The 21,888-nt window shown below is 68.2% G+C and carries 21 protein-coding genes; 7 read left to right on the forward strand and 14 right to left on the reverse strand.

Annotation, left to right across the window (positions count from 1 at the left end):
- From ACTF4R_RS09275 to ACTF4R_RS09295, 5 genes are all read right to left on the reverse strand, one after another.
- Positions 1 to 518: AMP-binding protein (locus tag ACTF4R_RS09275; RefSeq protein WP_440007581.1), on the reverse strand; the 518-nt coding region annotated here is incomplete at its 3' end.
- Between the two features lie 132 nt (positions 519 to 650).
- Entirely contained in the window at positions 651 to 1,394 is a 744-nt protein-coding gene (locus tag ACTF4R_RS09280) for a competence/damage-inducible protein A (protein WP_440007582.1), read from the reverse strand.
- Between the two features lie 73 nt (positions 1,395 to 1,467).
- Entirely contained in the window at positions 1,468 to 2,709 is a 1,242-nt protein-coding gene (locus tag ACTF4R_RS09285) for a DUF7537 family lipoprotein (protein ID WP_440007583.1), read from the reverse strand.
- Positions 2,710 to 2,817: 108 nt separating this feature from the next.
- Entirely contained in the window at positions 2,818 to 4,518 is a 1,701-nt protein-coding gene (locus tag ACTF4R_RS09290; protein WP_440007584.1) for a methylmalonyl-CoA mutase family protein, read from the reverse strand.
- 86 nt (positions 4,519 to 4,604) lie between these two features.
- Positions 4,605 to 5,627 (reverse strand): DMT family transporter, encoded by a 1,023-nt coding sequence (locus tag ACTF4R_RS09295; RefSeq protein WP_440007585.1) that lies wholly within the window; start codon positions 5,625 to 5,627, stop codon positions 4,605 to 4,607.
- Positions 5,628 to 5,801: 174 nt separating this feature from the next.
- Between ACTF4R_RS09295 and ACTF4R_RS09300 the strand changes: the two genes are divergently transcribed.
- On the forward strand, positions 5,802 to 7,502 hold the full coding sequence (locus tag ACTF4R_RS09300) for a thiamine pyrophosphate-binding protein (RefSeq protein WP_440007586.1): 1,701 nt from the start codon (positions 5,802 to 5,804) through the stop codon (positions 7,500 to 7,502).
- Between the two features lie 50 nt (positions 7,503 to 7,552).
- Positions 7,553 to 7,828: a hypothetical protein gene (locus ACTF4R_RS09305; RefSeq protein WP_433624750.1), complete on the forward strand. Its 276-nt coding sequence runs from the start codon at positions 7,553 to 7,555 to the stop codon at positions 7,826 to 7,828.
- A 6-nt stretch (positions 7,829 to 7,834) separates the two neighbouring features.
- Here ACTF4R_RS09305 and ACTF4R_RS09310 read toward each other — a convergent pair whose 3' ends face one another.
- The 3 genes from ACTF4R_RS09310 to folP all read right to left on the reverse strand — a co-directional run bounded on the left by ACTF4R_RS09310 (position 7,835) and on the right by folP (position 11,187).
- A complete protein-coding gene (locus ACTF4R_RS09310) occupies positions 7,835 to 9,241 on the reverse strand; it encodes an FAD-binding oxidoreductase (RefSeq protein ID WP_440007587.1) in 1,407 nt (468 codons plus the stop codon).
- 76 nt (positions 9,242 to 9,317) lie between these two features.
- Positions 9,318 to 10,007, reverse strand: coding sequence for a 6-hydroxymethylpterin diphosphokinase MptE-like protein (locus ACTF4R_RS09315; protein WP_440007588.1), 690 nt, complete (start codon positions 10,005 to 10,007; stop codon positions 9,318 to 9,320).
- A 364-nt stretch (positions 10,008 to 10,371) separates the two neighbouring features.
- A complete protein-coding gene (gene folP / locus ACTF4R_RS09320; protein WP_440007589.1) occupies positions 10,372 to 11,187 on the reverse strand; it encodes a dihydropteroate synthase in 816 nt (271 codons plus the stop codon).
- 155 nt (positions 11,188 to 11,342) lie between these two features.
- On the opposite strand from folP, the gene ACTF4R_RS09325 reads away from it, so the two are divergent.
- The 3 genes from ACTF4R_RS09325 (at position 11,343) to ACTF4R_RS09335 (ending at position 13,607) form a co-directional block, all read left to right on the forward strand.
- Complete coding sequence (locus ACTF4R_RS09325) at positions 11,343 to 11,867, forward strand: DUF8114 family protein (RefSeq protein WP_440007590.1); 525 nt, start codon at positions 11,343 to 11,345, stop codon at positions 11,865 to 11,867.
- Positions 11,864 to 12,601, forward strand: coding sequence for an RNA methyltransferase (locus ACTF4R_RS09330; protein ID WP_440007591.1), 738 nt, complete (start codon positions 11,864 to 11,866; stop codon positions 12,599 to 12,601). Before ACTF4R_RS09325 ends, ACTF4R_RS09330 begins: the two co-directional genes overlap by 4 nt.
- A 157-nt stretch (positions 12,602 to 12,758) precedes the next feature.
- Complete coding sequence (locus ACTF4R_RS09335; RefSeq protein WP_440007592.1) at positions 12,759 to 13,607, forward strand: phosphatase PAP2 family protein; 849 nt, start codon at positions 12,759 to 12,761, stop codon at positions 13,605 to 13,607.
- A gap of 64 nt (positions 13,608 to 13,671) precedes the next feature.
- Here the strand turns inward: ACTF4R_RS09335 and ACTF4R_RS09340 are convergent, their stop codons facing one another.
- The 3 genes from ACTF4R_RS09340 to gatE form a co-directional block, all read right to left on the reverse strand.
- Positions 13,672 to 14,190: an HPP family protein gene (locus tag ACTF4R_RS09340; RefSeq protein WP_440007593.1), complete on the reverse strand. Its 519-nt coding sequence runs from the start codon at positions 14,188 to 14,190 to the stop codon at positions 13,672 to 13,674.
- Between the two features lie 155 nt (positions 14,191 to 14,345).
- The gene (locus tag ACTF4R_RS09345) at positions 14,346 to 15,221 is read right to left on the reverse strand and encodes a formate/nitrite transporter family protein (RefSeq protein ID WP_440007594.1); all 876 of its coding nucleotides are present in this window, start codon (positions 15,219 to 15,221) and stop codon (positions 14,346 to 14,348) included.
- A gap of 93 nt (positions 15,222 to 15,314) precedes the next feature.
- Positions 15,315 to 17,183 carry a Glu-tRNA(Gln) amidotransferase subunit GatE gene (gene gatE / locus ACTF4R_RS09350; protein ID WP_440007595.1) on the reverse strand — a complete coding sequence of 623 codons (1,869 nt, stop codon included), beginning with the start codon at positions 17,181 to 17,183 and terminating at the stop codon, positions 15,315 to 15,317.
- Positions 17,184 to 17,417: 234 nt separating this feature from the next.
- Between gatE and ACTF4R_RS09355 the strand changes: the two genes are divergently transcribed.
- Positions 17,418 to 19,259: an ATP-binding protein gene (locus tag ACTF4R_RS09355; protein WP_440007596.1), complete on the forward strand. Its 1,842-nt coding sequence runs from the start codon at positions 17,418 to 17,420 to the stop codon at positions 19,257 to 19,259.
- Between the two features lie 10 nt (positions 19,260 to 19,269).
- Here the strand turns inward: ACTF4R_RS09355 and ACTF4R_RS09360 are convergent, their stop codons facing one another.
- Positions 19,270 to 19,497, reverse strand: a complete 228-nt coding sequence (locus tag ACTF4R_RS09360; protein WP_440007597.1) for an H/ACA ribonucleoprotein complex subunit GAR1 — start codon at positions 19,495 to 19,497, stop codon at positions 19,270 to 19,272.
- The gene (srp19, locus tag ACTF4R_RS09365) at positions 19,497 to 19,778 is read right to left on the reverse strand and encodes a signal recognition particle subunit SRP19 (RefSeq protein ID WP_440007598.1); all 282 of its coding nucleotides are present in this window, start codon (positions 19,776 to 19,778) and stop codon (positions 19,497 to 19,499) included. The genes ACTF4R_RS09360 and srp19 overlap by 1 nt, the downstream gene beginning before the upstream one ends.
- Before the next feature lie 123 nt (positions 19,779 to 19,901).
- Here srp19 and fen point away from each other — a divergent pair, with 123 nt between their 5' ends.
- Positions 19,902 to 20,882: a flap endonuclease-1 gene (fen, locus tag ACTF4R_RS09370; RefSeq protein ID WP_433624774.1), complete on the forward strand. Its 981-nt coding sequence runs from the start codon at positions 19,902 to 19,904 to the stop codon at positions 20,880 to 20,882.
- On the opposite strand, the gene ACTF4R_RS09375 is transcribed toward fen, so the two are convergent.
- Positions 20,879 to 21,868, reverse strand: coding sequence for a DUF6199 family natural product biosynthesis protein (locus ACTF4R_RS09375; protein WP_440007599.1), 990 nt, complete (start codon positions 21,866 to 21,868; stop codon positions 20,879 to 20,881). The two genes, fen and ACTF4R_RS09375, sit on opposite strands and share 4 nt — an antisense overlap.
- Positions 21,869 to 21,888 lie beyond the last annotated feature (20 nt).

Here is a 21,888-nt window from a genome sequence, read left to right on the forward strand (position 1 = left end):
TCCGCGGAGAACCCCGCGAACACGACGCTGTGGGGTGCGCCGATGCGGGCGCACGCCAGCATCGCGATGGGGAGTTCCGGTACCATCGGCATGTACATCGTGACGACGTCGTCCTCCTCGACGCCGAGGTCGCGCAGCGCGGCCGCGAACTCGTTGACTTCGCGATGTAACTCCTCGTACGTGTACGTTCGCGTCTCGCCGAGTTCGCCGACCCACTCGATGGCGGCCTCGTCGCCGCGCTCGGCGAGGTGGCGGTCGAGACAGTTCGCCGAGGCGTTCAGCGAGCCGCCGGTGAACCACTCGTAGAACGGGGGGTTCGAATCGTCCAGCACCGTGTCGTAGTCGTCGTCCCAGTCGAGCAGGTCGGCGGCCTGCTCCCAGCAGTCCGGCCAGTTCTGCTCGAACTCCTCGTAGATGGAGTCGTCCGAGACGTTCGCCTGCTCGACGAACGACTCCGGTGGCTCGAAGGTCTCGGCTTCCTCCAGGCGCGCCTCGAGTTCCACGGTATCGTCTGGCATATCCATACTAGCGTCCCTTAAGGAAATGCATAAAGATTCCCCATCCTTCGGTTGGTTTTGGTAGTGACTGGTTTCTAACGTATAAATAACCGCACATATATTCGTCGAACCGGCGATTCGTTCGACGGACGGCTACTCCTCGTCCGACTCGACCACTTCGACGCGGTCGCGAAGCCACGCCGCGGCGTCGGCGACGGCGTCCGGGTCGGTACCGGTGACCTTCAGCCGGCCGGGGTCGCCGTCCCGCCCGGGGTAGCTCCCGACCGCGACGTCGAACCGCTCGCGGACGCCTTCGAGGACTCCACCCAGCGCCCCCTCCGGCGCGGGGGTGTACAGCGTCTCGGCGACCGCGTCGCCGCCGAACTCGTCCGCGACGACCGCGAACGTCGCCTTCATCTCCTCCGGGATGCCCGGCAGGACGTACACGTTCTCGACGACGCAGCCGGGGGCCCAGCCCGCGTCCGTGAGCAGCGGGCGACTCCCCGCCGGCAGCGTCGCCGCCGCGTCAAGGTCCATCTCCAGGTCGTACTCGTCGGTGAGTTCGGGGTTCTCCGCGACGAACTCGCGGGCCTTCTCCCGGAGCCGGTCCCGAACCTCGTCGTCGACCGCGAGGTCCCGGTCGAGCGCGGCCGCGACCGCGTCCATCGTCACGTCGTCCGGCGTGTGGCCGAGTCCGCCGGTCACGACGACCGCGTCGAACGCCGCGTGCCAGTCGCGGACGGTCTCGGCGATGACCGACCGGTCGTCGGGAACGGTGAGGATGCGTCGCACCGACCCGCCGCGCTCGTCGACCTGCGTGGCGAGCCACGTGGCGTTCGTGTTCACCGTGTCCCCCGCCAGAATCTCGTCGCCGACCGTCAGAACGGCTACTCGCATACCGGAACGGTTTCTTCGCGTCCATCATAAACGCACCCGCGAACTGTCGACCGCGGAGGACGCCGGACGGTGGTTACACCGTGACCGCCGACTCGCCCGCCAGCGACGTCGGCACGGTGATTCGATATATCGTGACGGCACCGCTCTCGGTGGTTATCTTGAGCTGGGCCGCCTGGCCCTCCTCGAGTGCGCCGCCGATTTCCGAGGCGTCCAGGACGACGGTGAACCGGTCGTCCTGACCGTTTAGGACCGGCACCGAACCGTCGGGGTCCTTGATGGCCTCGACCGCGAAGCGGTTCGCCGACGCGCGTTCGCCGTACGTGAGCGTCGTCGCCGTCTCGGGACCGATCCACTCGACGGTGGCGGTCGAGAGGTCGACGTCGTCGGACCCCGCCGCGCGCATCACGGTGAGCGTGACGCGGTCGACGCGCTCGCTCTCGGTGACGTTCCCGAAGGCCGAGACGACCTGCACGCGGTTCGAGACCCGCGCATCGGGGTCGTCGTCGGATTCGTGCCGTTCGACCGCCTCGCTCACCCAGCCGGGTTTCTCGACGTCGACGTCGCCGAGTTCGCTCACCCGGTACTCGAACTGCGTGCGCTGTTCGGTACCGTCAACCCGTTGCGTGACGTTCACCGAGACGCGGTGGACGACGCCCTGCTCGTCGACGAGCACCGACCCCGACGCGTTCGTCACCGTCTCCGGGTCGAAGAGGCGGGTGTCGTTGGCGACGTCGTCGAGTCGATACTCGACGAGCGTCCGGTCCTTCCACGACGCGACGCGTGGGTCCTCGAACTCGCCGGCCCCCAGCAGCGGTCGGACCGCGGTCACGATGTCGTTTCTCGCGAGGTCGTCGCCGGTCTCGGTCCGGCGCACTTCGTACGTCACGTCGTCCGTGCCGCGTTTCTCGTAGACGCCGCTCCCGTTCGCGTACGCGAGGGTGCGTTCTCCGCCGTAGGTGGACGACCGTTCGTACGTCTCGCCGGTTTCGGCGTCGTGCTCGACGACGTACGTGCTCGTTCCCGACTCCCCGTCGGACGAGTGAGAGACGTCGATTTCGACCACGTACCCCCGGTCGCCTATCGTCGACATGTGCGATTCGGCGAGCGCCGTGGCGTTCTCGACGGCCTCGTCGCTCGCTCCGTCGGGGTACGTCAGGTCGTCGAGCGTCGTGGTCGTCGTGGTCGACGCTACGTCCGTCGCGGTGGTCGTCCGGTCGTCCCCGGACGAATCGCCGGAGGGCCCCGTCGTACAGCCCGCGAGCGTTACGAGAGCGACGAGAACGACCGCCACGACCAGTTTTCGTCTCTGTTTCACGACGTGTCTTTTTCTATATACTATTATAAATCTGTCTCGACGTGCGCCGGCGAAAAGGGCGGCTCTGTCGCGGCGTCAACTACGGTCGAGCGAAACGGGGCGGCGTCGTCAGGCCAGTCCGACCTTCTCCTGGTAGCCGCCGTACTCGGCGCGGAACACGTCCATAATCTCGCCCATCGTGGCGTACGCCTTCACCGCGTCGACGATGTAGGGCATGACGTTCTCGTCGTCCCGAATCGCGTCTTCGAGCGCGGCCAGGGTCTCCTCGACCGCGTCGTCGTCGCGTTCCTCCCTGACCGCTTCGAGGCGTTCGAGCTGGCGGTCCCGGGTGTCTTCGTCGACCTGGAGGATGTCCGGCTTCGTGTCCTCCTCGATCTGGTACTCGTTGACGCCGACGACGACCTCCTCGCCCTCCTCGACGCGCTCCTGGTACTCGTAGGCGGAGTCCTGTATCTCGCGGTGGAAGTAGCCCCGCTCGATGCCCTCCAGGACGCCGTCGCGGACGGAGCCGTCGCCCATCTCCTTTATCTCCTCGATGTACGTCATCGCCTTCTCCTCGACCTCGTCGGTGAGGCTCTCGACGGCGAAACTCCCGCCGAGCGGGTCGATGATGTCCGCCGCACCGCTCTCCTCGGCGATTATCTGCTGGGTGCGGAGCGCGACCCGCACCGCCTGCTCGCTGGGCAGCGCCAGCGCCTCGTCGAAGCTGTTGGTGTGGAGGCTCTGGGTGCCGCCGAGCACGCCCGCGAGCGCCTGGATGGTCACCCGGACGATGTTGTTCAGCGGCTGCTGGGCGGTCAGGCTCTGGCCGGCGGTCTGGGTGTGGAACTTCAGTTGCTTGCTGGCCTCGGCCTCCGCGCCGTACCACTCCTCCATGACCTCGGTGTAGATGCGGCGGGCGGCGCGGAACTTCGCCACCTCCTCGAAGATGGAGTTGTGGGAGTTGAAGAAGAAGGAGAGCTGGGGTGCGAACTCGTCGACGTCGAGGCCGCGGTCCATCGCGTCCTCGACGTAGGCGAAGCCGTCCGCGAGCGTGAACGCGAGTTCCTGGACCGCCGTCGACCCGGCCTCGCGGATGTGGTAGCCCGAGATGGAGATGGGCTTGAACTTCGGCGTCTGTTCGACGGCGAACTCGATGGTGTCGGTCACCACGTCGAGGCTCGGCTCCGGCGGAACGACCCACTCCTTCTGGGCGATGAACTCCTTCAGCATGTCGTTCTGGAGCGTCCCCCGAATCTCCTCGCGCGGGACGCCCTGCTGGTCGGCCAGGGCGATGTACATCGCGTAGATGACGGGCGCGCTCGGGTTGATGGTGAAGGAGGTCGAGACCTCGTCGAGGTCGATGCCGTCGAACAGTATCTCCATGTCCCGCAGGGTGTCGACGGCGACGCCCTCCTTGCCGACCTCGCCGGCCGACATCGGGTCGTCGGAGTCGATGCCCATCAGGCTCGGCATGTCGAACGCCGTCGAGAGACCGGTCTGGCCCTCGTCGATGAGGTAGTGGAAGCGCTCGTTGGTCTCCTCGGCGGTGCCGAACCCGGCGAACTGTCGCATCGTCCAGGTTCGACCGCGGTACATCGTCGGGTAGACGCCGCGGGTGTAGGGTGCCTCGCCGGGGAAGCCGAGGTCCTCGTCGTAGTCCACGTCCTCGACGTCGGAGGGGTCGTAGAGGCGGTCGACTTCGAGGTTCGAGACGGTGGCGAAGCGGTCCTTGCGCTCGCCGAACCGCTCCAGCGTCGGGTCGAGGGTTTCCTCCTCCCACTCGTCCCGCGACTGCCGAATCTCCGCCAAGTCGTCCTCGTCGTACATGGGCGTACGTTCTGCAGGACAGTCCATTAAGGATTCGGTGATACGTCGCAGGGGCGGTGAGACGTGCGACTGGGACGTTTCGGGCGTCAGTCGGCGGACCCCGCGGTCGACTCCCGGTCGTGGTAGTAGGCGTTCTTGTCCACGACGACGGTGTCGTCGGCGGACGACTCGGGGATCGAGCGGGTGGGCCGCCGGAGCGCGACGACGCGGCGCTTCAGGGTGGCCGACTTCAGCAGCACGAACCCGGCGAGGATGACGAGGAATCCGAACATCGTCTGCGGGGCGACGGACTCGCCGAGCAGGAGCCAGCCAGCGAACGTCGCCACGGCGGGGACGACGTAGTTGACGAGGCTGACCTCGTTCGGGCCGAGGCGTTCGAGCAGGTCGAAGTAGACGAGGAAGCCGCCGACGCTGGCGGCGAGCGCGAGGTAGCCCAGCGACGCGAGCGCGGCCGGGGTGGGAGAGACCGGCGTGTTCGTGGGCATGACCGCGGCCAGCGCGTGGAGGACGGCCGCGCCGACGAGCATCATCCACGCCTGCAGCGGAACGGTCGGGAGCGTCGTCGGCATGCGCTGGGTCAGCACCGCGCCGAGCGCGAACACGACCGCGGAGCCGAACAGGAGACCGACGCCGACCAGCGTTCCGTCGAGCGCTCCTGGGCTGGGACGCGCGATGACGACCACGCCGGCGAAGCCGAGGAGGACGCCGAGCGCCTCGACGGGGGCGAGGCGCTCGTTCGGGAGGAGGACGAAGGCGAAGATGGGCGTGACGACGGGCGTCAGGCTCAGGACGACGGCGGCGACGCCGCTGGTGACGTACCGCTGGCCGACGAACAGGAGCGCGAAGTGCAGGCCGAACACGAGCAGGCCGCCGACCGCGACGATTCGCCAGTCGGCGCGCGTCGTCGGTCGCCACTGGTAGTCAGCGCGGCGCAGACCGACTATCCCGGCGTACGCGAACATGGCGACGCTGGCGATGTCGTAGCGTAACGCGGCGAACAGGATCGGCGGGAAGGCTTCGAGGCCGGTCTCGATGGCAGTGAAGGAGGTACCCCAGACGATGGCGAGGAGCGCGAACAGTGCGGTGTTTCGGTAGTGAGAGAGATTCATCGTTTCGATCACCTCTGCGAGGTTGGTATCAGTCCTAGCCGACCCCTACACTTTAAAATTCCGCTATTGGCTGCATTTCTAGACCACGTATTTGCGTATAGTTGTAGAAATATCCAACCCCCTCCTCGGCCGCCGGCGACCAATCCTTTTGTCGTCTCGCGATGACGCACCGGTATGCCAGAATCTCACACCGGAGCGGACCTGTTCGTCGACGCGCTCGAAGCGTACGGAGTCAGGTACGTCTTCGGCAACCCGGGGACGACGGAGCTTCCGGTCATGAACGCCCTGGCGGACAGCGACCTCGACTACGTGCTCGCGCCGCACGAGGACATCGCGGTCGGGATGGCCGCGGGCTACGCCAGCACGCGGCGGTACCGCGCCGACGAAGAACCGGGGACGCCCGCCGGCGTCGTCAACCTCCACGTCGCCCCCGGCGTCGCCCACGGCCTCGGCAACCTCTACGGGGCGTCGGTCGCGGGCGCACCGCTGGTCGTCACGGCGGGCGCACACAGCCTCGACTTCCGCCACGAGGAACCCATCCTCGGCGGCGACCTCGAAGCGCTGACCGAGCAGTTCACGAAGTGGAGCGCGGAGGTGACCGACGTGTCGGCCCTGCCGACGATGCTCCGCCGGGCGTTCCGCGTGGCGACGACGCCGCCCACGGGTCCCGTCTTCCTCGCGCTCCCGCTGGACGTGACGATGGCCGCGACCGAGGCCGACCCGGAATCGCTCGGCCCGATACAGAACCCCGGTGGGGGCGACCCCGGGGCTATCGAGCGCGCGGCCGACCTGCTCGTCGAGGCCGACGACCCCGTGTTCGTCGTCGGGGACCACGTTCCCCGCCACGGCGCGTGGTCCGACACCGACCCCGTCGACGCGGCGGTCCGGCTCGCGGAGGCGTCGGGAGCGCGCGTCCACGCCGAGATACTGGCCTGCGAGGTCGACTTCCCCGCCGACCACGACCAGTGGGTGTCGTACGTTCCACCGGACGAGGACCTGGCGGCGGCCGCGATGAACACCGACACCGTCGTCCTCGCCGGCTGTTCGACCCACACGACGCTGACCCGCCACGAGCGCGAACTCATCCCCAGCGACGCCACCGTCGTCGACCTGAACGACGAGCCGTGGCAGGTCGGCAAGAACCATCCGGCCGACGCCGCCGTGGTCGGCGACCTCGGCCTCGTGATGGACGCCGTCGCCGAACGCGTCGAGGGCCGCCTCGACGACGAGGAGCGCGAGGCGCGACTGGAGCGCGTCGCGCAGTTCAAGACGTTCGCCCAGCAGCAGATGGCCGGTATCGGCGAGGACGACGCTCCCGACGACCCCCGCGCCTCGAAGGCGGAACTCGTCGACGCGATGCGGTCGGTCGCGCCCGACGCTTACGTCGTCGACGAAGGCGTCACCGCGAAGTACGCCCTGCTGACGCGCTGGCCGTTCGCCCGCGAGAGCTACATCTCGAACAAGGGCGGCGGTCTGGGATACGGCCTCCCGGCGGCGGTCGGCGCGGCGATGGCCGAGGCGGAGCGCGACGACCCTCGCGAGGTCGTCGGCTTCGTCGGCGACGGTTCCTATCTCTACTACCCCCACTCGCTGTACTCGGCGGCGCGCTACGACGTGGACCTCACGGTCGTCGTCCCGGACAACCGCAACTACCGCATCCTCAAGGACAACACGCTCGACCTGTTCGGCGGCGACGAGGACGAGTACGAGTTCGTCGGCATGGACTTCGACCCGCCCGTCGACCTCGCCAAGAACGCCGAGAGCCACGGCGCCAACGGCCACTTCGTGGAATCGCCCGACGACATCGAGGAACGGCTGGAAGCCGCGCTCGCCGAGGACGGCCCCAGCGTCGTGGACGTGCTGGTTCACGACTAGGGCCACCGGAAGCCGGTACGGTTTTGTTCGCGGGCATCCATCGCCGTGATATGAGTTTACATGGGGAACGCGAGGACCCCGCACGCGAATCGCAGGCGAACCGTTCGTCGGTCGGCGAGTCGACGCCCGGACATCCAGTGAGCTGGCGTCTCGGCGACCGACTGGCGAGCCGGGACGACGTGTCGCTCGTCGGGGAGCTACACGGCTCTGGGGCCCGGACACGGACGGTGTTCGACCTCACCAACGAGACGTATCTCGTCCGGACCCGGACGCCGGCCGGGCGCGAGCACTACCGCGAGGTCCCCAAGGACGACTGCGAGGTCTGAACACCGTCAGTCCCCGACGCGTCCGCCGCCGACCGTCTCCGGGAATATCTTCCCTGGATTCAGCGTGTCGTTGGGGTCGAGCGCGCGCTTCACGCGGCGCATCGCCTCGACGCTCTCCTCGCCGTGTTCGTCGACGAGATACTCGCGTTTCCCGCGACCGATGCCGTGTTCGCCGGTCGAGGTGCCGCCCATCTCGATGGCCCGGCGCACGATAGCGTCCTGGACCTCCTCGCCGCGCGCGACCTGTTCGTCGTCGCGCTCGTCGACGAGCACGGAGAAGTGGAGGTTGCCGTCCCCGGCGTGACCGAAGCAGGGGACGAGCAGGTCGCGTTCGTCGGCGAGGTCAGTCACAAACCGGACCAGTTCGGGGTACTTGCTGATGGGGACCGTGACGTCGCCCGGGTGGAGCGGCGTCAGATGGGGGTCGTACGACTGGACGGCGTAGGCGAGGTCCCGCCGGGCCTGCCAGAGGTCGTCCATCTCGTCCCCGTCGACGACCTCGAACCGACCGACATCGTGGCTCTCGAACACCGACCGACAGAACGCGACCTCCTCCTCGACGCCGTGGTCGGCGTGGAACTTCAGGAAGACCGTAGGTGCGTCCGGCAGGTCCGACCCGGTGTAGGCGTTCGCCATCCTCGCGCTGGTCGCGTCCACGAACTCGATCGTCGCCACGTCGACGCCCGACCGAACGGCGTCGGCGACCGCGGCGACCGCGTCGTCGAGCGACGAGAAGAGGGCCCGCCCCGCCCGGATCTGCTCGGGACGACCGGCCAGTTCCAACGTCGCACGCGTGACGACCGCCAGCGTCCCCTCGCTGCCGACGAGCAGGTCCTTCAGGTTGTATCCGCTCGAGGTCTTGACCGCCTTGCTCCCGGCCGTTATCACCGACCCGTCGGCCAGCACGGCCTCCAGCTCGAGCACCCAGTCCGCCACCTCGCCGTACTTCACGGTCTGCATCCCGCTGGCGTCGTTCGCGACCATCCCACCGACGGTAGAGATGTCGCCGGAGGACGGCAGCGGCGGGAAGAAGAGGCCTTCCGAGGCGACCGCCTCGTCGACGGCGGAGCCCATCACGCCCGGTTCGACGTCCACCTGGAAGTCCGCCGGTCGTACGTCGAGCACGGCATCCATCCGCGTCACGTCGAGGCTGATGCCGCCCCGTGTCGGGGTGGCGTTACCCTCCAGACTCGTTCCGGCGGCGTACGGCGTCACCGGAACACCGCGGTCGTCGGCGGCCGCGAGGACCGCCGACACGTCGTCGGTCGACTCGGGCCAGACCACGACGTCGGGACGGACCTGCTCGTCGTCCGGCGTTCCCCAGTCGCCGGCGTGACCCTCGCGGTGGGAGTCGCCGAGCGAGAACTGGTCGTCGTCGAGCAGGTCGGCGAGGAACGAACAGTCGTGTGTCATATGCTACCAGTGGCTGTGTCGGGGCATAAATCCGGGTGTCGGGACCGCTGTCGTCGCGTCAGAAGCTCCGGCGTCGTCACTCGGGCAGGGCGCTCGCGTCGATAGCGTCCCGTCGACCGTCCAGTACGGCGAAGCGGTCGCCGCGCCGTCGCTCCAGCCAGTACAGCAGCCGCTCGGCCCACGCCAGCTTCCGCCGTTTCACCGGACCGACCGAGGAGTCGTCGACGTCCCACCCGGGAAAGACGAGCTCGGCCGCGCCGAAGTGGTCCACGAGGAACGCCGCACGGTCACCGTCCGTGAACCCGCCGAAGTTCTCGACCGGTCCACGAGGTTCGGCCTGCGTCGTCGCCAGCACGTGCTCGCGGTCGAACGTCGGAACGTGCTCGCGGACCGCAGGCACGTTGTCGCCGTGGGCGTGTGCGACGACCGGAACGCCGCGCTCGGTCAGCGCGCGCGCCGTACCGGGATTGCCGTCGAGGTCCGTCACCAGCAGGTCGACGGCGACGCCGGCGTCGAGCAGGACGTCGGCGGCGGAAGAGGCTGCGACGACCGCGTCGGCCGAGCGGACGCTGTCGAGGTCGTCTTCGAGCGACGGACCGGCCCCGGCGATGGCCACGGTCGCCCCGTCGACGAAGGCGAGTCGGTCGTAGTCGAACGGGCCGACGTACTCGCCGAGTACGTCCCGAGCGTGCTCGTCGGCGACACGTTCGAAGCCGAAGTCGGCGATGATGGCCTCGTAGACGGGGTTCCAGGTGTCGAAGTCCATGGTCTCTCGGAAGGTAGTGTCGCGCCAGAAGCCACCCAGTGTGTACCCCTACCCACGGGAGCGTTCTGGCTCGTATCGCGCTGGTGCGTCGTCCGGCATAAGTTTTCCGCCGTTCCGGACGGCGTTCGACGGAGTGACGAGGGCTGGGTCGAGAGGCGCGCCGAGTGCGGTCGACGCACCGGCGGGGGAGGCGAGCAGGCAACGCGTGGCGAGATTCGTCGCGAGGGGCGCGTCGCGCTCCGGCCTCGACCCCGTCGCGACGGTCGGTCAGGTCACGACTGGCGGTGGCCGCCCGTTCGGATTTAAACCCTCGCGTCGCGGCCGGCGTCGGGCGCTGGAAGGGAGACGGGGAGCCGACGACCGGTCAGCACTCGCGACCGAAGGTATGACCGATGGTCGCAGCGTCGACCGTCTCGGCGACGTCGTGGGTTCGGACGACGTCCGCGCCGCGCTCGACGGCGAGGGCGGTGGCGGCGAGGCTCGCGGGCAGGCGCTCGTCGGTGTCTCGTCCGACGACGTCGCCGAGGAAGTTCTTCCGGTTGATCGAGATGAGGATGGGTCGGTCGAGATCGCGGAACTCGCCGAGCCGGTGGAACGTCTCGCGGTCGTCGTCGAGCGTCTTCTCCTCGCTCCAGCCACCGAACGCCGGGTCGACGATGGCGTTCTCGGGAAGCGGGTCGCGTTCGAGGGTGGCGTAGATGTCGTCGACCGACGCTATCGCTCCGGGCCGTTCGAGGTCGGGGGGGCTCGCCATCTTCACGACGGGGGCGTCGTGGGCCAGGCACACGTCGGCCATGTCGGGGTCGGCGAACCCGCAGATGTCGTTGACCATGTCGAACCCTCGAGAGAGCGCGGCCTCTGCCACCTCCGCGTACCGCGTCTCGATGGAGAAGACGGCGTCGCCGTCGACGCGCTCGACGGTCTCGACGGCCGCGTCGAGGCGTTCCAGTTCCTCCTCGGCGGAGAGGACCTCGAATCGCTTGTTCGCCGACTCCAGGCCGACGTCGACGATGTCCGCGCCTTCGCCGACGAGTTCGTCGTCGACGTACGCCGCCGCCTCCGCGGGGTCGTCGTAGACGCTCGGGTCGTACGGCGATTCCTCGCTGACGTTCAGGACGCCCATGACGCGCGGTGGATGGTCCGGACCAATGTGCAGTCCGGCGGCCGAGACGTTCGTCATAGGTGGTCCCTCCGGAAGGGCGCGTATTAATCGACTCGTTCTCGGTCGGTGGTGTCGTCGGACGCGACCGGTACCGGGCCACCGGTCGTGCAGTCTCCCGCCCCCTCGTCTCGTAGACGCGCTCTTTTTGTCGCTGCGGCCGATACGTGGGAACGATGGGAAAAGTGAGCATCGGGGTTCGCGGCTGGCGGTTCGACGAGGAGGAGGTGTTCACCGAGGACGGCGACTACCGTCCGATGGACGACATGGACGCGGACACGCGCAAGCGCCTCGCTCGCCTCTCCGCGCTCGTCGGGTCGCCCTGCGACGCCTGCTGGCTGATTCACGGAGACGCCAACGTAGAAGAGTGCAACGTCATCGAGGTCGTCTACGGCGAACCGCTCGCCGAAATCGCCGTCTGCGAGGACCACGAGAACGACTTCCTCTACTGGTACTTCGAGGAGGGCGGCGAGCGGTACCGCGGCGAGGAGGAACTTCAGGACGAGTTCCACGAGTGGTTCGCCGACGGCGGGCGCGCCCCGGAGGGATACGTCGGCGTCGAACACGTCGAGACCGACCCCGACGACCTGCCGGAGCCGCCGGACCCCGACCTCGAAGCGATGAACGTCGAGATTCCGGACGAGGAGCGAACGGAGATAGACCTGCGAGACATGGACATCGACCAGGACTACCCCTCATGAAACCCGCCGTCGCCGTCGTCGAGCCGAAGACGCCCGGTAACGTCGGCACCATCGCGCGTGCGATGAAGAACTTCGGCATGGACGACCTGAAGATAGTCGACCCGCCCGAACTCCACCGCGACAGCGAGGCGTACGGCTTCGCCGGCCAGGCCCGCGAGGACGTGTTGCCGAACTACGACGCGGTGACCTTCGACGAACTGGTCGCCGACTACCACACCGTCGGTTGCACCGCGACGACCAACGAGGACGCTCGCAAGCACGTCCGGTTCCCCTTCCGGACGCCGTCGGACCTCGCCGACAGCCTCGCCGAGGTCGACAGCGACACGGTGCTCATCTTCGGACGGGAGTCGAACGGCCTGACGAACGAGGAACTCGCGCGCGTCGACGAGGTGTGTTCCATCCCCGCGAGCGCGGAGTACCCCTCGCTGAACCTCGGCCAGGCCGCGACCGTGACGCTGTACGAACTCCGGGAGCTGACCGTCGAGGAGACCCAGCATCCCGACGTGGAACGCGAGCGCGCCGACGAGCGAGAGATAGAGGGATTCTACGACGGGTTCGACGAACTGCTCGAGGCCATCGACCATCCGTCGGAGAAACGCGACAAGACGATGCGGCTCGTCCGCCGGCTGGTCGGCCGCGCACACCCCACCGGTCGCGAAATATCGACGCTGCGGGGAGTCGTGCGCCGCGCGAAAGAACGCGCACGAGACGCGGAGCCGCCCCGGACCCGGTGAGTGCGGGGACGGCCCGCGAACGGTTCGCCGACGGCCCCTGACGACCGCCGATTCCGGCGCGAACGGGCGAGAAACGTGCCGAGGACGCCGAAACTCACCACCGAAGTACAGAATAGATAAAGTATTTAGGCACGCTCGTGACATTTATTGAATAGTCATGCTGTCTGCCCTCCCCGTCCGCTTCCACGCCCTCCCGCTCGGGACGCAGTTCACGCTGCTGGTGGCGGTGCCGAGCGTCCTGCTGTTGCTCGTCGGCAAGCAGGTCTTCCTCCGCGACGCGAGCCTGTGGGGACTGTTCAAGGAGTTCCTCCGGACCGACTGGAAGTATCTCGGCGTCGCCTGGGTCGTCACCCAGGGGGTCAACACGCTCGCGCTGCATTTCCACGCCGGTCGGACGTTCACGGGCGTCATCTACGCCATCGAGGGAGCCACGGTGACCGCCTTCCAGGCCATCGCCTCGACGCCGCTCACGATGTTCTTCACCGCCGTCTACCTCGCCGGCTTCCCGTTCGTCGTCCTGTTCACCTACTTCAAGCTGAAGGTCCACGACGAGGAGCAGGCCCGGCGGTACGCGGTAGCGTACGTCATCCTCGTGCTGACGGCGGTCCCCTTCTTCGTCCTCTTCCCGGTCAAGGTGTCGTCGCTGTACCTGACGACCGTCGAACCGCTGATGTACGAACTCAGCCCGGCCATCCAATACGGCATCTTCTCGACGGACACGCTGGTGAAGGCGTTCCCGAGCCTCCACACCGGCCTGTCGGTGCTGGCGGCGCTGTACGCGCGGAAGGCCGAGAACGCGTACGCCTACACCGTCGCCGCGCTCTCGACCGGCATCGTCTTCTCGACGCTGTATCTCGGAGTGCACTGGGTCACCGACGCCGTCTTCGCGGTGGTGCTCGTCGCGTTCGCGTACTACTGCTCCCAGCGAGTCAGCGAACCCCGCTGGTCGGTCGTCTCCCGCGAGATGGTCGCCGCCCTCCGCCGGACGGCCGCCCGGGTGAGCTGACGCTCGTCGACCGCTCTTCGCGCCGGCTCGGCCCCCGGACGGCGTCTCGTCGCACGCCGAAGGGTCAGATGTTCCCCCGGTTCTCGTACGGGAGATTCCATATCGACAGTCGCTTCCCGACGCCCTCGTGGACCGCGACCATCGCGAGGAGGGCGACTCCGAAGATGAGAATCTGGGGAGGACGGGTCAGAATGCCGAGCGAGACGATGAGCGTCGTCGCGTACGCCGGCGGGTGCTGGGTGTTCGTTGCGTACGTTCCGACGGTCGTGAGGACGGTGGCGGTGAACGCCGACAGGACCTGCCGGAACGCTTCGAACGACAGCGGCGGCGTCGCACCGACGGACCCCACGAGCAGGTGGAACGCCGCGTACCCGGACAACGCGCCGATGCACTCGCCGCCGATGATGCGTTCGGGATAGTTCATCCGACTGTCGGGGAGCGTGGCCAGGAGAAACACCGACGGACCGAGGCTCGGAATCAGGAACGGTTGCCCGGTCGCCCAGGAGACCAGGCCGAGGACGGCGAGGTGGAACCCGATGTAGCTCCCGACGTCGAGTCCGAACGTCTCGCGGTCCACGTCCATGCTCCAACGGTGGGAACGGTGGCGTGAAAAGCGTCGTGGCGTCCCTCCCGCGACGCTCCGCCGAGTAACCGTCGAGCAGGGGCCAGCGGCGCGCTCGTCCGGTTGCGGACCCCGGACGTCACCGCGGCCGATTCGTCCGGGAGAGCGCACCCCGGTCAGTCGTCACGGAGGACGTTGCCGGGGGACTCGCCCTCCGTATCGTCCGCGTCGCTCTCCTCGGCGCGGTACTCCTCGGAGAGGGCGACGTGCCCGTAGTTGACGAGCGCGACGAACACGGTCCCGCCCACGGTGTTCCCGAGCGTCGTCCAGACGAGGAAGTGGCCGAACCCTGCGAGCGAGACGCCCTGGCCCATGAACATCGCCGAGAGCACCTCGGTCGTTCCGAGCAGGCAGTGATGGAAGGGACCGAAGCCGATGCCGGTCGTGACGACGACGACTAACAACACCCGGCTCACCGTGTCCCGGCTCGCGGCCACGAGCCAGGTCACCAGCCCCATGAGCCAGCCGGCGACGACGCCGCTCAGGAAGATGACCCACGACGGCTTCGGGACGAGCGACTCGGCGAGCGTCCCGAACGCGGCCGGTTCCGCGATGCCCATCGACGGCCCTAACAGCGCGATGAGCCCCGCGAACAGCGCGCAGCCGACGAGGTTCGCGACGTAAACTATCCCCCAGAGTCGGCCGAGGTCCCTGGTCGACGCTCTGCCGTCGAGCACGGGCAACACGCCCATCGTCGTGTGCGCCGTGAACAGCTCCGTCTGGCCGAGGACGACGAACAGGAACCCGACGGAGGACGCGACCGCCACCAGCACCCGCTCGACCAGCGGCGACGGGAACGACGGCGAGAACGTCAGCACCATCCCCATGAACAGCGCGCCGAAGCTCACGTTGAGACCGGCGGCCAGACCAGAGAGGAACAGCCCCTTCGGGGGCCGGTCTATCTCCTTCAGCGCGTTCCCGATCTCGCGTTCGAGGATGTTCCCGTACGACAGCGTCGCACCCGAGGGGTCGACGTTCGAGTCGGAACTCATGGCTCGAGACCGCGTCTATCGAGTGACGTGTTCGTCTCGTTCACGTGGCCGTTCTTTCGCTTCGGACGACAAAGCACTGCTGGCTGGACCGATTCAGGCGCGCTTCCCTATCTCCTCGCGCAGCATCTCGCTGACGAGGTCGCCGTCCGCCTGACCGCCGAGTGCCCCCATGCACTCGCCCATCAGGGCGGAGAACGCGCCCATCCCCTGCTCCTCGACCTGTTCGTCGTTTCGCTCGACCACTTCGACCACGGCCTCGCGGACCTCGTCCTCGTCCGCGCTACCGAGGCCCTCCCGCTCGACCGCTTCTCGCGCTGTCAGTTCGGGGGTCTCCGCGAGCGCGGTCAGCAGGTCGCCGACGCTCCCCTTCGGCACCTCGTCGTCGGCGACGAGACCGAGCGCGTCGAGGAAGTGGTCGTCCGTGAGGTTCTCGACGGGGACGCCGTCGCGCCGGAGTTCGGTGACGGTGCTCTCGAGCGTTCCGGCGGCCAGCGTCGCGTCGACGCCCGCGTCGACGGCCCGCTCGAACAGCGTCATCCGGCGACCGTACGCGACCTGCTCGGCGAGGCCGGCGTCGAGACCGTACTCGTCCTGGTAGCGGTCGACCTTCTCGGTGAGCAGTTCCGGCGTCTCCACCTCGGTCGGGTCGAGGTCGACCGGCGGTACGTCCGTCTCGGGGTACATACGGGCCGCGCCGGGGAGCGGCCGCAGGTAGCGGGAGGTGCCGTCCTCGTTCGCCCCGCGGGTCTCCTCGGGAACGGCCTCGACGGCGACCTCGGCGCGCTCGGCGGCCGCCTCGATAGCGCCCTCCGCCACGTCGGGGGCGGCGGCGACGATGGCGACGGCGTCGTCCTCGCCGGCGTCCACGGCGTCGCGCAGGGCCGCGACCTCGTCCTCGGTGACGCCGTACGCCGGGAGTTCGTCGGTGTGGAAGATGCCGCCCGCGCCGCGGCGCTTGGCGTGGTCGGACAGCTCGGTGCCGAGGCGGCGGTCGGGCTGGATCTCGCGGCCGACCAGCCCGTCGAAGCCGTAGAGGGGGACTGCGGTGACCTTCCCCCCGTCGTCCAGCGCGCTCCGGATGACGCCGGAGTCGGTGTCCTCGAACACGTCGGTCACGTCCCGGGTCTCGCCGACCGCGGCGTCGCGCTCCCGGAGTTCGTCGCGGATGGCGAGCAGTTCGACCTGGCGCTCGACCTCGTTGCGGACGAGGTCGTCGATGTCGTCCAGGCTCTGGACGCCTTTCATCTCGACGCGCGCCCCCTCCTCGATGGAGACGTTCACGTCCTGGCGGATGGTGCCCAGGCCGCGCTTGACCTGTCCGGTCGAGCGCAGAAGCATGCCGATGCGTTCGGCGGCCTCGCGGGCCTGCTCGGGCGTGGAGATGTCCGGTTTCGTCCCGATTTCGACGAGCGGGATGCCGAGGCGGTCGAGGCTGTAGAGCACGCCGTCCTCGCGCTCCTCGACGCGCTGGGCGCTCTCCTCTTCGAGCATCAGGTCCTCGACGCCGACCGGCCCCTCGCTCGTCTCGATTTCGCCGTCGCGGGCGACCAGCGTCGAGCGCTGGAAGCCGGAGGTGTTCGAGCCGTCGACGACGATCTTCCGCATGACCTGGGCCTGGTCGACCGCGTCCATGTCCAGCAACTGGGCGATCTCGAGGACGACCTCGCGTGCCTCGTCGTCGAGGCGATGGGGCGGTTCGTCGTCCTCCTCGACGAGGCAGGTGGTGTCGTACGCCAGGTACTCGAACTCGCGGTCGACCTGGCTCTCCTCGAGCGCTGCCTCGTCTATCTCCCCGAGTTCGCTCTTGGTCGGATGCAGGTAGCGGGTGAACGTCCGCGCGGCTTCCTCCGGGTCTCGAAGGCGGGTCGGACACTCGCAGAACAGCTTCGTCTCGGTGTCCAGTTGCTGGTGTATCTCCAGCCCGGCCACGAGACCGAGGTCCTCGTAGTCGTACTCGCTCATTGGTCGGGGATGAGATGCCGAAGGGTAAAAAACCGTCCAGTTCGGACGGCGCTCGACGCGCGACCGACCCGGGACGGCCCACACGCACTGACCCGGACGCCATCCCTCGCGTTCCTATTACTATTTCGAGAAAGGTTTTCTTCTAGAGATAGCGGAATTTGCGGTCGGTCGGCCGGTAATCCGTGCGCTACCGAAGCCCGCACCTATAAACGATTGGCGTCCCGACAGACAGCCATGGTTCCGGGTTCGACGCGAAACCCCAGCGATTACGGTCCGGTCGACGTCGACGACGTTGGCGGCAGCGTGCCCATCCACGTCCTGCACGTCGACGACGACCCCGCGCGAGTGCGACTCTCCGAAACCTTTCTCGACGAACACATCGACGACGTGAAGGTCTCCACCGACACCGACCCCTCCGAGGCTCTGGAGCGGCTCGACGACATCGACGTCGACTGCATCGTCAGCGACTTCGACATGGGGGCGATGGACGGGCTCGAGTTTCTGGAGTCGGTCCGGGAACGCCGGCCGGACCTGCCGTTCATCCTCTTCACCGGCAAGGGAAGCGAGGACATCGCCAGCGAGGCCATCTCGGCCGGCGTCAGCGAGTACCTCCAGAAGGGCGGTGGACCGGAGAAGTACGCGCTGCTCGCCAACCGCATCGACAACGTCGTCTCCCAGTACCGCGCCGAACAGGCCGCCGAGCGGTACCAGGAGCGCGTGAACACCGTCTACGAGCGCGTCACGGACGCCTTCTTCGCGCTCGACGCCGACTGGCGGTTCACGTTCGTCAACGAGCACGGTCGGGAACTGCTGGACCGCGAGAAAGGGGAACTGCTCGGCAAGAACGTCTGGGAGGAGTTCCCGGCGGCGCTGAACTCCCAGTTCGAAGACGAGTACCGCGAGGCGATGGTGACCCAGGAGGCGACGACGTTCGAGGCGTACTACCCCCCGCTGGACACGCTGTTCGAGGTCCACGCCTACCCCTCCGAGGAGGGGCTGTCGGTGTTCTTCCGGGACGCGACCGACGAGAACCGCATACGCCGCGAACTCCACCGCGAGAAGGAACTGCTGGAACGGGTGCTGGAGACGAGTCCCGTCGGCATCGTCGTCGGGGACTCCGAGGGCGAACTCGTGCAGGCCAACCAGCGAGCGCTCGACCTGCTCGGTCTCACGGAGGAGGAGGTCAAGAACCGCACCTACGACTCCTCGGAGTGGCAACTCACGGACGAGAACGGCAGCCCGATTCCGGACGAGGACTACCCGTTCACCGACGTGTTCGAACGCGGCGTGTCGAAGTCCGACGTCCGCGTCGGATACGACGGCCCCGACGGCGAGTGGACCCTCCTGTCCGTGAGCGCCGCGCCGATACACTCCGCCGACGGCGACCTCGAACGAGTCGTGTTCTCGGTGGAGGACGTAACGGAGATGCGCGAGCGCCAGCAGGAACTCGAAGCGGAGAACGAGCGCCTCGAGGAGTTCGCGCGGACCGTCGCCCACGAACTGCGCAACCCGCTCGACATCGCGGGGGTGCGGGTCGACCTCGAACGCCGGGAGCGCGACACGGAACACCTGGAGGAGGCGGCGGTCGCGCTGGGCCGCATGGAGGACATCATCGCCGACCTGCTGGCGCTCGCCGAACAGGGGAAGGTCGTCGACGACCCGGAACCCGTCCCGCTCGAACGCGCGTTCGAGAACGCCTGGTCGACCGCCGGCACCGGAGCCACGTACGAACTGGCAGACGACCTCCCGACGGTGCTCGCCGACGAGAGTCGCCTGCGGGAACTGTTCGAGAACCTGATCGGGAACGCCGTCACGCACGCCGGCGAGGACGCGACCGTTCGCCTGCTGCCGACCGGGGACGGGTTCGCCGTCGAGGACGATGGCCCCGGCATCCCGGCGTCGGAGCGCGAACGGATATTCGAGACCGGATTCTCGACGGCCGAGGGCGGCAGCGGGTTCGGCCTCTCCATCGTCGAACGCATCGCCGAGGCCCACGACTGGACCGTCGACGCGACCGAGGCCGACGACGGCGGCGCGCGCTTCGAGGTCGGCGGCGTCGAGTTCGTCGAGGAGTAGCCGTCCGACGTTATCGCGCGTACAGTTTCGACCCGACGAGCGACGCGAGCGCAACGTCCTCCGACGGCGACACCGCGAGGTAGGGACGGTCGACCGGGCCGAACACGTCGACGACCCGGCCGACGGCGTCGAGTTGCTCGTCGACGACCTCGGTGCCGAGGTCGGGGTACTCCTCGCCGGGGGTCCGGACGACCGCCAGCCCCTGCGCGGTCCGGACCACGTCGCCGAGTTTCTGCATCAGTCGCGCAGCGCCGCCACGTACGCGGCGACGGCCTGGATGAGGTCGTTCTTCGAGGCGTCGTCGGCGTTCTTCACCAGCACGCGACCCCGAGTCTTCCAGTTCTCGCGGGAGTAGGCCTTGTCGCGCTCGACGACCGCGTCGTAACCGACCTGCTGGACCGCCTTTGCTATCTCGTCGACCGTCGGCTCGGGGACGGCGACCTCCTGCGGCACCCGCCGGCCCTCGCGCCGACTCAGCTCGGCGTCGATGTAGGCGGGCCAGATGACTTTCTCGACCATACCGGAAATCGACCGCGGGGCGTTAAACGCCTTTTCGTGTCGCACGGAGGAGGTGACGACGGTCCCCGGGAGAGCGACCCGGAGCGATAGCTTTCAAACCCCCCGACCACCTACCTCGTGGCGATGGGTAACTCCGCACTCCGCCAGATAGCGGTCCTCGAGGAGGTCGCCTTCGACGACCTCGACGGACGGCTGGTGGCGGTCGACGCGCACAACTGGCTGTACAAGTACCTGACGACGACCGTGAAGTGGACCGAAGACGAGGTGTACACGACCGAGGACGGTACCGAGGTGGCGAACCTCGTCGGCGTGGTCCAGGGACTGCCGAAGTTCTTCGAGCACGACCTGACGCCCGTGTTCGTCTTCGACGGGGGCGTGACCGACCTCAAGACCGAGGAGATAGAGAGCCGACGCGAGCAGCGCGAGAAGATGGAGGAGCGACTGGCGGAGGCCCGCGAGGCGGGCGACGAGATAGAGGTCGCGCGCCTCGACGCCCACACCCAGCGGCTGACGCCCGCCATCCACGAGACGACGCGGGAACTGTTCGACCTGCTCGACGTGCCGTACGTCGAAGCGCCCGCCGAGGGGGAGGCGCAGGCGGCCCACATGGCCCGGAACGGCACAGTCGACTACGCCGGCACCGAGGACTACGACGCGCTCCTGCTCGGCGCGCCCCTCACGCTCCGGAAACTGACGAGCAAGGGCGACCCCGAACTGATGGACTTCGAGGCCACCCTCGACGAACACGACATCACCTGGGAGCAACTCGTCGACGTGGCCATCCTCATCGGCACGGACTTCAACGAGGGTATCGACGGCGTCGGTCCGAAGACCGCGCTGAAGGAGGTCAAGGAGCACGGTGACCTCTGGGGGGTACTGGAGACCCGCGATGCCCACGTCGAGAACGCGGACGTCATCCGGAACCTGTTCCTCGACCCGGACGTGACCGACGACGTGGCGTTCGACGCCGAGATGGACCCCGACCTCGACGCGGCCCGCGAGTACGTCGTCGAGGAGTGGGACATCCACGCCGACGAGGTCGAGCGCGGCTTCGAGCGCATCGAGGACGCCGTCGTCCAGACCGGCCTCGACAACTGGACCTAGAGGTATCGGACCCCGCCGGACAGCACGAAGCCCGCGACCATCACGAGAGCGCCCATCGCCCGCCGGAGCCAGAGATACCAGTCGCGCGGTTCGACGTTCTTCCGGCCGCGCATCCCGATGAGTTCGAAGAAGGTGTCGATAGCGACGAACGTCCGTGCGAGCGCGAACGCGACGAATCCGACGGCGACACCGAGGAGGCCGAGTATCTCGTTCGGCGCGTCCGGCGGGAACGAGACCGCTCCGACCGCGGCGAACCCGAACGCCAGCGCCGCGAGCACCGCGGCGACGCCGACCGCTCGCTCGCGCGAGGCGTCGCGGACGCCGCGGAGTGCCCCCGCGAACACGTACCCCTGCCAGGCCAGCGTCGCAGCGAGGACGGCGAGGAAGACCGTCGAATCCGTGCCGGCCGACACGGTCCGGGCGGCCTCCGAGAGCAGTTCGACGTCCGACGGGTACGACCACTCCTCGACGAGGCGCGACACCGCCACCGGGCGGGCGAGGTACCGGAGCGTCGCCGGCGCGACGCCCCACGCCGTCGCGGGCAGCAGGCCGACGAACTGTTCGAACTGCTCGCCGTCGCGCAGTCCGCCGTCGGCGGTCAGCAGGGCGAAGACGACGGTGACGAGAATCCACGTCACGAACGGCGTGAGCAGCGCCAGCGGGACGCCGCCGCTCACGGCGTCGGCGGCGACCGGCCCGAGTTTCTTCTCGATAGTCTTCGGCCGGTCACATCTCCGGTCGACGTCCGAGCCGATTTCGCCGAAGTCGTCGTCGCAGATTGCCTCGGGCGGCCGCGCGGGATTGTCGACGACCGTCGTCCCCGAGACGTGACCGCCGACGACGTCCGCGGTCTGGGCGACTGCGTACGCGTTGGCGCCGCCGGCGACGAGGACGAGCAGGAGGGCGACTCCGAGCGACGGCGTCCACTCGCGGAACGTCCCGAACGGTCGGACGAACGCACGGAGTTGCGGCGGAAGGGAGGGCATTACGGAGGACTGGTAATCGA

The organism is Halomicrococcus pelagicus (genome assembly GCF_051917725.1).
Lineage (GTDB): Archaea > Halobacteriota > Halobacteria > Halobacteriales > Haladaptataceae > Halomicrococcus.

What these genes read in the sequence shown, in the direction of transcription:
- ACTF4R_RS09280 (WP_440007582.1), bottom strand. Translation starts at nt 1,394, where the DNA reads ATGCGAGTAGCCGTTCTGACGGTCGGCGACGAGATTCTGGCGGGGGAC.
- ACTF4R_RS09290 (WP_440007584.1), bottom strand. Translation starts at nt 4,518, where the DNA reads ATGTACGACGAGGACGACTTGGCGGAGATTCGGCAGTCGCGGGACGAG.
- ACTF4R_RS09295 (WP_440007585.1), bottom strand. Translation starts at nt 5,627, where the DNA reads ATGAATCTCTCTCACTACCGAAACACCGCACTGTTCGCGCTCCTCGCC.
- ACTF4R_RS09300 (WP_440007586.1), top strand. Translation starts at nt 5,802, where the DNA reads ATGCCAGAATCTCACACCGGAGCGGACCTGTTCGTCGACGCGCTCGAA.
- ACTF4R_RS09305 (WP_433624750.1), top strand. Translation starts at nt 7,553, where the DNA reads ATGAGTTTACATGGGGAACGCGAGGACCCCGCACGCGAATCGCAGGCG.
- ACTF4R_RS09310 (WP_440007587.1), bottom strand. Translation starts at nt 9,241, where the DNA reads ATGACACACGACTGTTCGTTCCTCGCCGACCTGCTCGACGACGACCAG.
- ACTF4R_RS09315 (WP_440007588.1), bottom strand. Translation starts at nt 10,007, where the DNA reads ATGGACTTCGACACCTGGAACCCCGTCTACGAGGCCATCATCGCCGAC.
- folP (WP_440007589.1), bottom strand. Translation starts at nt 11,187, where the DNA reads ATGACGAACGTCTCGGCCGCCGGACTGCACATTGGTCCGGACCATCCA.
- ACTF4R_RS09325 (WP_440007590.1), top strand. Translation starts at nt 11,343, where the DNA reads ATGGGAAAAGTGAGCATCGGGGTTCGCGGCTGGCGGTTCGACGAGGAG.
- ACTF4R_RS09330 (WP_440007591.1), top strand. Translation starts at nt 11,864, where the DNA reads ATGAAACCCGCCGTCGCCGTCGTCGAGCCGAAGACGCCCGGTAACGTC.
- ACTF4R_RS09335 (WP_440007592.1), top strand. Translation starts at nt 12,759, where the DNA reads ATGCTGTCTGCCCTCCCCGTCCGCTTCCACGCCCTCCCGCTCGGGACG.
- ACTF4R_RS09340 (WP_440007593.1), bottom strand. Translation starts at nt 14,190, where the DNA reads ATGGACGTGGACCGCGAGACGTTCGGACTCGACGTCGGGAGCTACATC.
- ACTF4R_RS09345 (WP_440007594.1), bottom strand. Translation starts at nt 15,221, where the DNA reads ATGAGTTCCGACTCGAACGTCGACCCCTCGGGTGCGACGCTGTCGTAC.
- gatE (WP_440007595.1), bottom strand. Translation starts at nt 17,183, where the DNA reads ATGAGCGAGTACGACTACGAGGACCTCGGTCTCGTGGCCGGGCTGGAG.
- ACTF4R_RS09355 (WP_440007596.1), top strand. Translation starts at nt 17,418, where the DNA reads ATGGTTCCGGGTTCGACGCGAAACCCCAGCGATTACGGTCCGGTCGAC.
- ACTF4R_RS09360 (WP_440007597.1), bottom strand. Translation starts at nt 19,497, where the DNA reads ATGCAGAAACTCGGCGACGTGGTCCGGACCGCGCAGGGGCTGGCGGTC.
- srp19 (WP_440007598.1), bottom strand. Translation starts at nt 19,778, where the DNA reads ATGGTCGAGAAAGTCATCTGGCCCGCCTACATCGACGCCGAGCTGAGT.
- fen (WP_433624774.1), top strand. Translation starts at nt 19,902, where the DNA reads ATGGGTAACTCCGCACTCCGCCAGATAGCGGTCCTCGAGGAGGTCGCC.
- ACTF4R_RS09375 (WP_440007599.1), bottom strand. Translation starts at nt 21,868, where the DNA reads ATGCCCTCCCTTCCGCCGCAACTCCGTGCGTTCGTCCGACCGTTCGGG.